Source organism: Pseudomonas sp. NY15181 (assembly GCF_048068055.1).
In the GTDB taxonomy this organism is placed as follows: domain Bacteria; phylum Pseudomonadota; class Gammaproteobacteria; order Pseudomonadales; family Pseudomonadaceae; genus Pseudomonas.
This window is the reverse complement of the sequence record NZ_JBLUPT010000006.1, coordinates 129496-142553: the sequence shown is the minus strand read 5'-3', so window position 1 is coordinate 142553 and position 13058 is coordinate 129496. Positions and strand designations below refer to the sequence as shown.

11 protein-coding genes are annotated in these 13058 nt (G+C 66.6%); 6 read left to right on the top strand and 5 right to left on the bottom strand.

What is annotated here, in order from left to right; genetic code table 11:
• Nucleotides 1-160 precede the first annotated feature (160 nt).
• Entirely contained in the window at nt 161-1366 is a 1206-nt protein-coding gene (locus tag ACNFBT_RS15985) for an acetyl-CoA C-acetyltransferase (protein WP_416750913.1), read from the bottom strand.
• Nucleotides 1367-2036: 670 nt separating this feature from the next.
• Between ACNFBT_RS15985 and ACNFBT_RS15980 the strand changes: the two genes are divergently transcribed.
• On the top strand, nt 2037-2840 hold the full coding sequence (locus ACNFBT_RS15980; protein WP_416750911.1) for a c-type cytochrome: 804 nt from the start codon (nt 2037-2039) through the stop codon (nt 2838-2840).
• 137 nt (nt 2841-2977) lie between these two features.
• On the opposite strand, the gene ACNFBT_RS15975 is transcribed toward ACNFBT_RS15980, so the two are convergent.
• From ACNFBT_RS15975 to ACNFBT_RS15960, 4 genes are all read right to left on the bottom strand, one after another.
• Complete coding sequence (locus tag ACNFBT_RS15975) at nt 2978-3712, bottom strand: peptidase (protein ID WP_416750909.1); 735 nt, start codon at nt 3710-3712, stop codon at nt 2978-2980.
• A 79-nt stretch (nt 3713-3791) separates the two neighbouring features.
• Nucleotides 3792-4601: a transglutaminase family protein gene (locus ACNFBT_RS15970; RefSeq protein WP_416750907.1), complete on the bottom strand. Its 810-nt coding sequence runs from the start codon at nt 4599-4601 to the stop codon at nt 3792-3794.
• Nucleotides 4598-5548 (bottom strand): alpha-E domain-containing protein, encoded by a 951-nt coding sequence (locus tag ACNFBT_RS15965; RefSeq protein ID WP_416750906.1) that lies wholly within the window; start codon nt 5546-5548, stop codon nt 4598-4600. The genes ACNFBT_RS15970 and ACNFBT_RS15965 overlap by 4 nt, the downstream gene beginning before the upstream one ends.
• Nucleotides 5549-5552: 4 nt before the next feature.
• The gene (locus tag ACNFBT_RS15960) at nt 5553-6965 is read right to left on the bottom strand and encodes a circularly permuted type 2 ATP-grasp protein (protein WP_416750904.1); all 1413 of its coding nucleotides are present in this window, start codon (nt 6963-6965) and stop codon (nt 5553-5555) included.
• Nucleotides 6966-7314: 349 nt separating this feature from the next.
• Between ACNFBT_RS15960 and ydcS the strand changes: the two genes are divergently transcribed.
• The 5 genes from ydcS (at nt 7315) to ACNFBT_RS15935 (ending at nt 12877) form a co-directional block, all read left to right on the top strand.
• Nucleotides 7315-8487: a putative ABC transporter substrate-binding protein YdcS gene (ydcS, locus tag ACNFBT_RS15955; protein ID WP_416750902.1), complete on the top strand. Its 1173-nt coding sequence runs from the start codon at nt 7315-7317 to the stop codon at nt 8485-8487.
• 200 nt (nt 8488-8687) lie between these two features.
• Nucleotides 8688-9707, top strand: a complete 1020-nt coding sequence (locus ACNFBT_RS15950; protein ID WP_416750900.1) for an ABC transporter ATP-binding protein — start codon at nt 8688-8690, stop codon at nt 9705-9707.
• On the top strand, nt 9704-10615 hold the full coding sequence (locus ACNFBT_RS15945) for an ABC transporter permease (protein WP_416750898.1): 912 nt from the start codon (nt 9704-9706) through the stop codon (nt 10613-10615). Before ACNFBT_RS15950 ends, ACNFBT_RS15945 begins: the two co-directional genes overlap by 4 nt.
• Nucleotides 10605-11414: an ABC transporter permease gene (locus ACNFBT_RS15940; RefSeq protein WP_416750895.1), complete on the top strand. Its 810-nt coding sequence runs from the start codon at nt 10605-10607 to the stop codon at nt 11412-11414. The genes ACNFBT_RS15945 and ACNFBT_RS15940 overlap by 11 nt, the downstream gene beginning before the upstream one ends.
• A 38-nt stretch (nt 11415-11452) precedes the next feature.
• Nucleotides 11453-12877 carry a gamma-aminobutyraldehyde dehydrogenase gene (locus tag ACNFBT_RS15935; RefSeq protein WP_416750893.1) on the top strand — a complete coding sequence of 475 codons (1425 nt, stop codon included), beginning with the start codon at nt 11453-11455 and terminating at the stop codon, nt 12875-12877.
• Nucleotides 12878-13058: the final 181 nt, after the last annotated feature.

Below are 13058 nucleotides of genomic sequence, written 5' to 3'. Positions count from 1 at the left end.
TTTGTCTTCTTCCCGTTCTGGAGGATCGCTTCAGGGGCGTCACGAGCGAAGGTCAGGCAAGGCGGAAATGCTTCGGGAAGCGGAGTTGGCTGTAGCCAATGAGCATTCCCGGAGCATTTCCAACGCAGCATGGCCGAGCGCAGTAGCCCATGATCGATCCTTAAACTCGTTCGATAATCGTCGCGATACCCATGCCGCCGCCCACGCAGAGGGTGGCCAGGCCGTAGCGCAGGTTGCGCCGCTCCAGCTCGTCCAGCAGGGTGCCGAGGATCATGCAGCCGGTGGCGCCCAGCGGGTGGCCCATGGCGATGGAGCCGCCGTTGACGTTGACCTTGCTCTCGGGCACGCCCATGTCCTTCATGAACTTCATCACCACCGAGGCGAAGGCTTCGTTCACTTCATAGAGGTCGATGTCCTCGGCCTTCAGCCCGGCCTTGGCCAGCGCCTTGCGGGTGGCCGGTGCGGGGCCGGTGAGCATGATGGTCGGGTCGGTGCTGGTCACCGCCGTGGCGACGATGCGCCCGCGCGCCTTCAGGCCCAGCTCGCGGCCCTTGGCTTCGGAGCCGATGAGCATGGCGGCGGCGCCGTCGACGATGCCGGAGCTGTTGCCCGGCGTGTGCACGTGCTCGATGCGCTCGACGAAGCTGTACTTGCGCAGCGCGCTGGCGTCGAAGCCCATCTGCCCCATCATTTCGAAGCTGGGCTTGAGCCCGCCGAGGCCTTCGAGGGTGGAGTCGGCGCGGATGAACTCGTCGTGGTCGAGCAGGACGATGCCGTTCTGGTCGGTCACCGGCACCAGCGACTTGGCGAACAGCCCTTCGGCGCGGGCCTTGGCGGCCTTCTGCTGGGAGCGCAGGGCGAAGGCATCGACGTCGGCGCGGCTGAAGCCTTCCAGGGTGGCGATCAGGTCGGCGCCGATACCCTGCGGGACGAAACTGGTGTGCAGGTTGGTTTCCGGGTCCAGCGCCCAGGCGCCGCCGTCGGAGCCCATGGGCACGCGGGACATGGATTCCACGCCGCCGACCACCACCAGGTCCTCGAAGCCCGAGCGCACCTTCATGGCGCCCAGGTTGACCGCCTCCAGGCCCGAGGCGCAGAAGCGGTTGATCTGCACGCCGGCGACTTGCTCGTCCCAGTCCGCCACCAGCGCGGCGGTCTTGGCGATGTCCGCCCCCTGGTCGCCCACCGGGGTCACGCAACCCAGGACGATGTCGTCGACCTGGACGGTGTCGAGCTGGTTGCGCTGCTGCAGCGCGCGCAGCACGCCGGCCATCAGGTTGACCGGCTTGACGCTGTGCAGCGCGCCGTCCTTCTTGCCTTTGCCGCGGGGAGTACGCACCGCGTCGTAAATGAATGCTTCGGTCATGGCGTTCTCTCTTAGAGTTGTCGTCACGCAGGCGTGGCGTGTCGACCTACCTTAGCGGCGTGGCGGGCACCGACAATGACCGCAGCGCTCAGGCGCATTGACCGCCACGCTCAACCTCCGACCGGCGGCCAAGGGGGCGCAGGCTCTGGAAAAGGCATGCGCAAGGCGCCGGACAAACGGTCGACATGCAGGCCAGAGCTGTCACGCCCAGGTCATATAGATGGAATATGCCTGGAACTGCAGGACTTGCTGCCAGATGGTCTAAGCCCACGTCGCACTAGGCTTAGACTCCATTTTGCAGACGCTGCGAAAAGTGCCGCCGCCGGGTATTGCCGGGGCGGTCAGAAGCCAAGGTGCGGGCTCCACTGCCGACAGGCCGTGAGTGCGGATCGGACCCGCGCCAACAACAAGAAAGGCGGAAGGCCATGATGGATCATCAACAATCAAGAAAATGGCGTCAGGCTAGCCTGATCGTCTTTGCCACCACAGTGGTACTGATCATCCCCAATCTGAGTCGCCTGGTCGGCTAGGGACAACAAACCGGCGACCCCGTTGCTGCGCACCGCGTGCCGCCACTCGCGAGCCACGGTCAACGCAGCACGGGAGTCACCTCCTCCACTCCCCTCCTTCTGCTATGGTTCGGCCGCCCACTCCGCTCACGGAACCGACCATGCGCCCACTGCTGCTGTCCATTCTGCTGCTCTGCCCCACGACTTTCGCCGCCACCCTGACCCTTGAGCTGCCCAATGGCCAGCACCGCCTGACCACCGAACAGCTGCTGGCCAACCCCAAGGCGCAGGACATCGAGATTCCCGCTGACGTCTCCTACAACCGCACCATGCATTACCGCGCCGTGCCCCTGGCCGCGCTGCTGGAGAGCGTGAAGTCCGGCGACCACCTGCAAGCCGTGGCGCTGGATGGCTTCGCCGCCGAACTGCCGGCCGCGCCGCTGCTGGCGAACCAGGGCTCGCGCGCCTGGCTGGCCATCGAGGAACCGGACAAGCCCTGGCCGGAACTGGCCGCCGGCAAACCCTCGGCCGGCCCGTTCTACCTGGTCTGGACCGACCCCAAGGTCGCCGGCATCGGGCCCGAGCAATGGCCCTACCAGGTCGCCAGCCTCCGCTACCTGAAACCGCTGGCCGAGCGCTTCTCCGCCCTGCTGCCGGCCAAGGACGCGTCGAAGAAGGTGCACTCGGGCTTCGCCCAGTTCCAGAAGAACTGCCTGGCCTGCCATCGCCTCAACGGCGCGGGCGACTCGCAATTCGGGCCGGACCTGAACCTGCCGCACAACCCCACCGAGTACTTCGCCGCCGGCTACCTCAAGCAGTACATCCGCGACCCGCAGAGCCTGCGGCACTGGCCGGAAGCGCGGATGAAGGGCTTCGCGCCGGAGGTGATCAGCGACCAGGAGCTGGATGAGATCGTGGCTTATCTCAAGCACATGGCGGGGCGAAAGGTGAAGGTTGGCGGGTAGAGGTATCGGATGTTCATAGTTCGTAGGGCGCATAACGCGCCAGCGTTATCCGCCGCTCGGGCCGGCGGATAACCTGTTCCAGGTTATTCGCCCTACGGGGCTGACCGGAAAGCGCACCCCCGCCCGAGCGCCGAGCCTCAGTGCCAGTAATCCCCCGGCGGCGCCGGCAGTTCGCCCAGCAACTGCCGCAACCCCGCGCCCCACTTCCCGCGGATACCCTCGAAATACGGATCGCCCTCCTGGATGCGGTATCCCGCCGGCACTTCCAGGCTGCCCTCGCGGTACACCAGCAGGTCCAGCGGCATGCCCACCGAGAGGTTGCTGCGGATGGTCGAGTCGAAGCTGATCAACGCACAGCGCAGGGCCTGCTCCAGCGGGGTGGAGTAGCTCATGGCGCGATCGATGATCGGCTTGCCGTACTTGCTCTCTCCGATCTGGAAGTAAGGCGTGTCGCGACCGGACTCGATGAAGTTGCCCTGCGGGTAGACGTTGAACAGGCGCGGTACTTCGCTGCCGATCTGACCGCCGACCAGGAAGGAACTGCCCAGGTCGACGCCCTGGTTCTGGCCGATGTTCTCGTCATGGTCGACCACTTCGCGCAGCGTTGAACCCACCAGCCGGGCCGCCTCGAAAAGGTTCTCGACGTTGTCCAGGTTCGGCTGGTCGCTGCCCAGGCGCTGCCGCAGCACGCTGATCACCGACTGCGAGGTGGCCAGGTTGCCGGCGGTCTGCACCACGATCAGGCGCTCTCCGGGCGTGCCGAAGATATGCAGCTTGCGGAACACGGCGATGTTGTCGACGCCGGCGTTGGTGCGCGAATCGGAAACGAAGACCAGGCCCTGGGCGAGGTTCATGGCGACGCAATAGGTCATAGCGGTCTCATGACTGTCTTTATGGCGGAAGGAACTGGCACCGATCTTATGCCGGCGCCAGTCCGCGTGCCACGCCTCCTTACTGCTGCGCCTGCTGCATCTGCTGCAGGTGCCCCGGCGCCACGGTAACGCGGGCGTGCATCTGCTCGCCGCCACCGCCCCGGCGCATGCCGCGCACCGGGCAGGCGTCGAGGTAGTCCAGGCCGACGGCCAGTTTCAGGTGGCGCTCCGGGCGATCCAGCACGTTGGTCACGTCGAAGCTGTACCAGGCGTCGTCCAGCCAGGCCTCGGCCCAGGCATGGCTGGCCAGGTGTTCCTCGGCGTCGGTGTAGAGGTAGCCGGACACGTAGCGCGCCGGCACGCCCAGGTGGCGCAGGCAGGCGAGGAAGGCGTGGGCGTGGTCCTGGCAGACACCCTGCCCCGCGGCGAAGGCTTCGGCAGCGGTGCTGTCCACCTGGGTCGAGCCCGGCACGTAGGCGATGCGCTCGTGCAACGCCTGCATCAGCTGGACCATCGCCTTGCGGTCGCGTTGTCCGGCGCACTGGGCGTAGGCGAACTCCTGCAGCGCGCCGTCAGCCTGGGTCAGGCGGGTGCTGCGCAGAAAGGGCAACGGCGACAGGTGATCGTGCTCGCGCTCGTTCTCCACGTCGATTTCCACGTGGCCGTGGGCGGCGATGACGATGGCTTCGTGGGGCTCGTCCAGGGTCAGTACGTGGAGGATGTTGCCGTAGGCATCACGCTGCGGATGCGCCGGGCGCGGCAGGTGCAACTGCCAGTCGAGCACGTGCTGGCGCTCGCTTTCCTGCGGGGTCAGGCGCAGGTACTGGATGCTCGCGCGCACCTGGTCTTCGTAGCGGTAGGTGGTGTCATGGCGGATGGAGAGTTTCATGCGGCCTCCAGGTACGAGCTGTGAATGGCGTTGGCGAGCTGGCGCACCAGCCCGATGTGGTCGGTGATCCAGGGATGCAGGCCGCTGCCCAGCACTTCGTCGATGCCGGTGTAGCGCACCCGCGCCTCCAGCTCGGCGGCCAGGCGCTGGGCCGGACGCCCGTTGGCGCCGGGCAGGCTGGCGAGGATCTGGCGCAGCTCCTCGGCGCAGGCCAGCAGCGAGCGCGGCACGTCTTCGCGCAGCAACAGGAGTTCGGCGATGTTCCGTGCGTTGAGCGCATCGCGGTACAGCTCGGTGTAGCCCTCGAAGGCCGACAGCGCGCGCAGCAGCGCCGTCCACTGGTAGTAGCCGCGCGCCGAACCCTCGGCCGGGCCGGCGCCGTGCGCGCCCAGTACCTGCTGGCGCGCGTCGAGCAGGCGCAGGGTATTGTCGGCGCGCTCGATGTAGGTACCCAGGCGGATGAAGTGGAAGGCGTCGTTGCGCATGCTGGTGCCGAGGGTGGCACCGCGGAACAGGTGCGAGCGGTCCTTCACCCATTCGCAGAAGTGGCTGATGCCGTAGCGCAGCAGGCCCTGGTGGGCGATGTCGCGCATCTCCAGCCAGGTGGCGTTGATGTTCTCCCACATGTCGGTGGTGATGCGCCCGCGCACCGCATGGGCGCCGGCGCGGGCGGCGCCGAAGCAGGAGTAGATGCTCGCCGGGTTCTGCGCATCCAGGGCGAAGAAGTTCAGCATGCGCTCGGCGTGCAGCTCGCCGTGGCGGGAGAGGTAGGCGTCGAGGTTGCCGGTGATCTGCAGCGGCATGGCCAGTTCCTCCAGGCCATTACCGCGGTCGTCCTGGGGCATCAGCGACAGCGAGTAGGACACGTCGAGCATGCGCGCGAGGTTCTCGGCGCGCTCCAGGTAGCGCGACATCCAGTACAGGTCGGAAGCGGTTCTACTGAGCATGGTTTCAGTCCTCCACCACCCAGGTGTCCTTGGTACCGCCACCCTGTGACGAGTTGACCACCAGCGAGCCTTCGCGCAGCGCCACGCGGGTCAGCCCGCCGGGCACCAGGCGCACGTTGTCCGGCGCGGAGAGCACGAAGGGCCGCAGGTCGATGTGGCGCGGGGCGATGCCGTTCTCGACGAAGGTCGGGCAAGTCGACAGGCTCAGGGTCGGCTGGGCGATATAGGCCTCCGGCCGCGCTATCAGCCGGGCGCGGAAGGCTTCGATTTCCGCCGTGGTCGATGCCGGGCCGACCAGCATGCCGTAGCCGCCGGAGCCCTGGGCTTCCTTCACCACCAGTTCGGGCAGGTGCGCCAGCACGTGGGACAGGTCCTGCGGGCGGCGGCACTGCCAGGTCGGCACGTTGTGCAGGATGGGCTCCTGGTCCAGGTAGAAGCGAATCATCTCCGGCACGTAGGGGTAGACGGATTTGTCGTCGGCCACGCCGGTGCCGATGGCGTTGGCCAGCACCACGTTGCCCGCGCGATAAGCGGCCAGCAGGCCGGGTACGCCGAGCATGGAGTCGGGGTTGAAGGCCAGCGGGTCGAGGAAGTCGTCGTCCACCCGGCGGTAGATCACGTCCACCGCCTGCGGGCCTGAGGTGGTGCGCATGTAGACGCGCTCGTCGCGGACGAACAGGTCGGCGCCTTCCACCAGCTCCACGCCCATTTCGCGGGCGAGGAAGGCGTGTTCGAAGTACGCGCTGTTGAAGCGACCCGGAGTCAGCACCACCACGCAGGGCTGCTCCACTTCGCTGGCCTGGCGCAGGGTATCGAGCAGGAGGTTCGGGTAGTGGTCGATGGGCGCGATGCGCTGGGCGCCGAATAGCTCGGGGAACAGGCGCATCATCATCTTGCGGTTCTCCAGCATGTAGGAGACGCCGCTGGGGGTGCGCAGGTTGTCCTCAAGAACGTAGTAGGCGCCGTTGCCGTCGCGCACCAGGTCGATGCCGGCGATGTGCGCATAGACGTTGCCGGGCACATCCAGGCCCTGCATGGCCAGTTGGTACTGGTCGTTGGCCAGGACCTGCTCGGGCGGAATCAGGCCTTCCTTGAGGATGTGCTGGTCGTGGTAGAGGTCGGCGAGAAACAGGTTGAGCGCCTGCACGCGCTGGATGCAGCCGGCCTCGATGATCTTCCACTCGCTGGCGGGAATACTGCGCGGGATGGTGTCGAAGGGGATCAGGCGCTCGGTGCCCTGGTCGTCGCCGTAGAGGGTGAAGGTGATCCCGGCGCGATAGAACAGCAGGTCGGCCTCGCGGCGGCGCTGTTGCAGCTGTTCACCGGGCATGTCCGCCAGCCAGCGGGCGAACTCCGTGTAGTGCGGTCGGCAGGCGCCAGCGGCGTCATGCATTTCGTCATAGAACACCCGAGCCATTTTCTACTCCTTGCTGCCGCTTGTCCTCGGTTGGGAAGAGCATCGCAAGGCTCGTGCCAGAGGTAGATTTCCTTTTGGTTCAATGACTTGCAAAGACCACTCGAACGCCTCGCACTCCCTTGGTGCGCTTTGTCGGCCGGTGCGTCCCGGCGCGCCCCGTTTGGGGCCGCAAGGGCCAGCGGGCGGGGCCTTGCAGGGCGCAGGGGGCTTTCTTGTCAGTCTCCGGGGCCGGAACTACGCTGCAAGAGCACCCCTCCCGATGGGGCACATCGCTATCAACCAGGTGCCGACCTTACGGCGCGGTTCGGCCGCAGAGGCTCCGACAACGAAGAACAACAGGAGTCGATTCATGTCATCAGTGCAATTGTCTTCAGGGAAAGCCGCGGCGCTGGCCTTCGCCTGCGTCAGCCTGCTCAGCAGCGCCTCCCTCCAGGCCGCCGACGCGCTCAAACAACTGGGCCAGCCCGAAGGCGCCCTCGACATCATCGCCTGGCCCGGCTACGTCGAACGCGGCGAGAGCGACAAGAACTACGACTGGGTCACTCAGTTCGAGAAGGACACCGGCTGCAAGGTCAACGTGAAGACCGCCGCCACCTCCGACGAGATGGTCAGCCTGATGGCCAAGGGCGGCTACGACCTGGTCACCGCCTCGGGCGATGCCTCGCTGCGACTGGTCTATGGCAAGCGCGTGCAACCGATCAACACCGCCCTGATCCCCAACTGGAAAAACGTCGACCCGCGCCTGCAGAACGCGCCGTGGCACACGGTGGATGGCAAGCACTACGGCACGCCCTACCAGTGGGGCCCGAACGTGCTGATGTACAACACCAAGGTCTTCCCCAAGGCACCGCTGAGCTGGAACGTGGTGTTCAGCGAACAGAAGCTGCCCGACGGCAAGAGCAACAAGGGCCGCGTGCAGGCCTACGACGGGCCGATCTACATCGCCGACGCCGCGCTGTACCTGAAGACCACCAACCCCGCCCTCGGCATCCAGGACCCCTACGAGCTCAACGAGGAACAGTACGCCGCCACGCTCAAGCTGCTGCGCGACCAGCAGAAGCTGATCCACCGCTACTGGCACGACGCGACGGTGCAGATGAGCGACTTCAAGAACGAAGGCGTGGCCGCCTCCGGCTCCTGGCCGTACCAGGTCAACGCGCTGGTGGGCGAGAAGCAGCCGATCCAGTCGACCATCCCGGTCGAAGGGGTGACCGGCTGGGCCGACACCACCATGATGCACGTCGACGCCAAGCACCCGACCTGCGCCTACAAGTGGCTGAACTGGTCGCTGGAACCCAAGGTGCAGGGCGACGTGGCCGCCTGGTTCGGCTCGGTGCCCGCCTCCCCCGCCGGTTGCAGCGGCAGCCAGCTGCTCGGTGCCCAGGGCTGCGCCACCAACGGCTACGACCAGTTCGACCGCATCGCCTTCTGGAAGACCCCGCAGGCCAAGTGCAGCCAGGGGCAGTGCGTGCCGTACAGCCGCTGGACGCAGGACTACATCGCGATCATGGGCGGGAGGTGACGCCCGCTCGCGCCGTGACTGACCTGTAGGAGCGAGCTTGCTCGCGAACCAACCTCCGCTGCGGAGCTGTTCGCGAGCAAGAACCAGGCGTCCCCCTCGATCCTGCGAAGAGCCCTCACCTTTCCCGCACGCCGGCAAGCACCCTCGCCCCCATGCGCTACCTTTTCTGAAGCAGCCCCGCCATTCAGGTAGCCAGCAGCATGACCACAGCCGTCCAGTTCACCGAGGTGAGCCGTCATTACGGCGAAGTGCGCGCCGTCGACCGGGTGTCCATCGAGATCCGTGACGGCGAGTTCTTCTCCATGCTCGGCCCGTCGGGCTCGGGCAAGACCACCTGTCTGCGCCTGATCGCCGGCTTCGAACAGCCGACCTCAGGCTCCATCCGCATCCACGGCCAGGAAGCGGCCGGGCTGCCGCCTTACGAGCGCGACGTCAACACCGTGTTCCAGGACTACGCGCTGTTCCCGCACATGAACGTGCTGGACAACGTGGCCTACGGCCTCAAGGTGAAGGGCGTGGCCAGGGCCGAGCGTCTCAAGCGCGCCGAAGAGGCCTTGGGCATGGTGGCCCTGGGCGGCTACGGCTCCCGCAAGCCGGCGCAGCTGTCCGGCGGCCAGCGCCAGCGCGTAGCCCTGGCCCGCGCCCTGGTCAATCGCCCCCGCGTTCTGCTGCTGGACGAACCCCTCGGCGCGCTGGACCTCAAGCTGCGCGAACAGATGCAGGTGGAGTTGAAGAAGCTCCAGCGCCAGCTGGGCATCACCTTCATCTTCGTCACCCACGACCAGGGCGAGGCGCTGTCCATGTCCGACCGCGTGGCGGTGTTCAACAAGGGCCGCATCGAGCAGGTCGACACCCCGCGCAACCTCTACATGAAACCAGCCACGCGCTTCGTCGCCGAGTTCGTCGGCACCGCCAACGTGCTGCGCGGGGACCTGGCGCAGCGCCTGCTCGGCGAAACCCGGCCGCACTCGCTGCGCCCCGAGCACGTGCGCTTCGGCCGTGCCGGTGATGGCGAGCTGGAAGTCAGCGGCACCCTGTTCGACGTGCAGTACATGGGCGCCAGCAGCCGCTACGAGATCGAGCTGGACGACGGCGCACGCCTGGTCGCCGCGCTGCCCAACGGCGAGCGCGAAGAGCGCCGGCCGCAACCGGGCGAGCCGGTCACCGCCTGCTGGGCGCGCAGCGCACTGGTGCCGTTGCTGGAGGAACCGGCGCCATGAGCCCGATGCGCGGCGTCTCCAGCTTCCTCTACCGGCGCAGCACGCTGTACCTGCTGATGCTGCTGATTCCGCCCCTGTTGTGGTTCGGGGTGATCTACATCGGCTCGTTGTTCGCCCTGCTCTGGCAGAGCTTCTACACCTTCGACGACTTCACCATGGCGGTGACGCCGGAGCTGACCCTGGCCAACTACAAGGCGCTGATCAACCCGGCCAACTACGACATCGTGCTGCGCACCCTGGGCATGGCCATCAGCGTCTCCATCGCCAGCGCCATCCTCGCCTTCCCCATCGCCTACTACATGGCGCGCTACGCCGGCCCCAAGGAAAAAGCCTTCTTCTACATCGCGGTGATGCTGCCGATGTGGGCCAGTTACATCGTCAAGGCCTACGCCTGGACGGTGATCCTGGCCAAGGGCGGCATCCTCTACTGGGTGATCGAGCGCCTGCATCTGCTCGGCCCGCTGGGCCTGTTGCTGGAAGTGCCCGGCGTGGGCGGCAACACCCTGTCCACCTCGCACATCGGGCGTTTCTGGGTGTTCACCTACATCTGGCTTCCGTTCATGATCCTGCCGATCCAGGCCTCGCTGGAACGCCTGCCGCCGTCGCTGCTGCAGGCCTCGGCGGACCTTGGCGCGCACCCGCGGCAGACCTTCTTTCAGGTGGTCCTGCCGCTGGCCTTCCCCGGCGTGGTGGCCGGCTCGATCTTCACCTTCAGCCTGACCCTGGGCGACTTCATCATCCCCCAGCTGGTCGGCCCCAGCGGGCTGTTCATCGGCACCATGGTCTACGTGCAGCAGGGCGCGATCGGCAACATGCCGCTGGCGGCGGCCTTCACCCTGGTGCCCATCGTGCTGATCGCCGTCTACCTGTCCATCGCCAAGCGGCTGGGGGCCTTCGATGCGCTCTGACGACCGTCCGTCCTGGTTCCTTCGCCTGGCCGCCTGGGGCGGGCTGGTGTTCCTGCACTTCCCCATCCTGGTGATCCTGCTCTACGCCTTCAACACCGAGGAGTCGGCCTACAGCTTCCCGCTGCAAGGCTTCACCCTGCAGTGGTTCAGCATCGCCTTCCAACGCGGCGACGTGCTCGACTCCATCTGGCTGTCGGTAAGGATCGCCTGCGTGGCCACGCTGATCGCCATGGTCCTCGGCACGCTCGCCGCCGGCGCGCTGTACCGCCGCGACTTCTTCGGCAAGGAGAGCATTTCGCTGATGCTGATCCTGCCCATCGCCCTGCCCGGCATCATCACCGGTATCGCCCTGCTCTCGGCGTTCAAGACCCTCGGCGTCGACCCCGGCTTCCTCACCATCGTCATCGGCCACGCCACCTTCTGCGTGGTGATCGTCTACAACAACGTGATTGCGCGCTTCCGCCGTACCTCATTCAGCCTGATCGAAGCGAGCATGGACCTGGGCGCCGACGGCTGGCAGACCTTCCGTTACATCATCCTGCCAAACATCGCCACGGCGTTGCTGGCCGGCGGCATGCTGGCCTTCGCCCTGTCGTTCGACGAGATCATCGTCACCACCTTCACCGCCGGCCACGAGCGCACCCTGCCGCTGTGGCTGCTCAACCAGCTGACCCGCCCGCGCGACGTGCCGATCACCAACGTCGTCGCCATGCTGGTGATGCTCGCCACCATGCTGCCGATCCTCGGCGCCTACTACCTGACAAGGGGCACCAGCGACGTGGCGGGGAGCGGCAAATAACCCGCGAATCCATCAACCGCAGCTGCACGGAGGACGCGATGCAAACCAAACTCCTGATCAACGGCCAGTTCGTCGCTGGCGAAGGCGAGAAGCTGGACATCCTCAACCCCGCCACCGGCGAGGTAATCGGGCAGATCGCCGAGGCCAGCGAAGCCCAGGTGGACATCGCCGTGCGCGCCGCCGACAAGGCCTTCGACAGCTGGTCGCAGAGCTCACCGAAGGACCGCGCCATGCTCCTGCTGCGCCTGGCCGACCGCATCGAGGAGCACGCCGAGGAGCTGGCCCGCCTGGAATCCGACAACTGCGGCAAGCCCTACGCCGCGGCACTGAACGACGAAATCCCGGCCATCGCCGACGTGTTCCGCTTCTTCGCCGGTGCCTGCCGCGTGATGCCCGGCTCCGCCGCCGGCGAGTACCTGCCCGGATTTACCTCGATGATCCGCCGCGATCCGGTGGGCGTGATCGCCTCCATCGCGCCCTGGAACTACCCGCTGATGATGGCCGCCTGGAAACTCGGCCCGGCCCTGGCCGCCGGCAATTGCGTGGTGCTCAAGCCCTCGGAGCAGACTCCGCTGACCGCCTTGCGGCTCGCCGAATTCATCGCCGAACTGTTCCCCGCCGGGGTGGTGAACCTGGTCTTCGGCCGTGGCCCGACCGTGGGTTCGCCGCTGGTGAGCCACGACCTGGTGCGCATGGTTTCCCTCACAGGCTCCGTGGGCACCGGCAAGGCGATCATCAGGAGCGCCGCCGACAGCGTGAAGCGCCTGCACATGGAACTGGGCGGCAAGGCCCCGGTGATCGTCTTCGATGACGCGGACCTGGCGGACGTGGTGGCCGGCATCCGCACCTTCGGCTTCTACAACGCCGGGCAGGACTGCACCGCCGCCTGCCGCATCTACGCCGGCAGGAAGATCTACGACAACTTCGTCGCTGACCTGGCCAGCGCGGTGGGCAGCCTGAAGACCGGCCTGCAGAACGACCCGAATACCGAGCTCGGCCCGCTGATCACCGCGGCGCAGCGCGAACGCGTCTCCGGCTTTGTCGAGCGGGCCAAGGCCAGCCCGCACATCCGCATTGCCACCGGCGGCAATATCGTCAGCGGCAAGGGCTTCTTCTACGAACCGACGGTGGTGGCCAACGCCGAGCAGGACGACGAAATCGTCCGCCGCGAGGTGTTCGGCCCGGTGGTTTCGGTGACGCCCTTCAGTGACGCGGACGAGGCGATCCGCTGGGCCAACGACTCCGACTACGGCCTCGCCTCCTCGGTCTGGACCCGCGACGTCGGCCGCGCCTCACGGGTGGCCGCGCGCCTGCAGTACGGCTGCACCTGGGTGAATACCCACTTCATGCTCTGCAGTGAAATGCCCCACGGCGGCTTCAAGCAGTCGGGCTATGGCAAGGACCTGTCGATGTACGGCCTGGAGGACTACACCGTGGCGCGGCACATCATGATCAAGCATTGAGGAGGAGAGACAGCCGTAGGAGCGATTGCCTTCTTCTGGACAGTCTGTGCCGGTGCTTCCCCTCACCCCAGCCCTCTCCCTCCGGGAGAGGGGGCAGATCGTGTCGACTGACACCGAGGTTTCATCCTGTACCGAACGGTCCCCTCTCCCGCTTGCGGGAGAGGGTTAGGGTGAGGGGCTC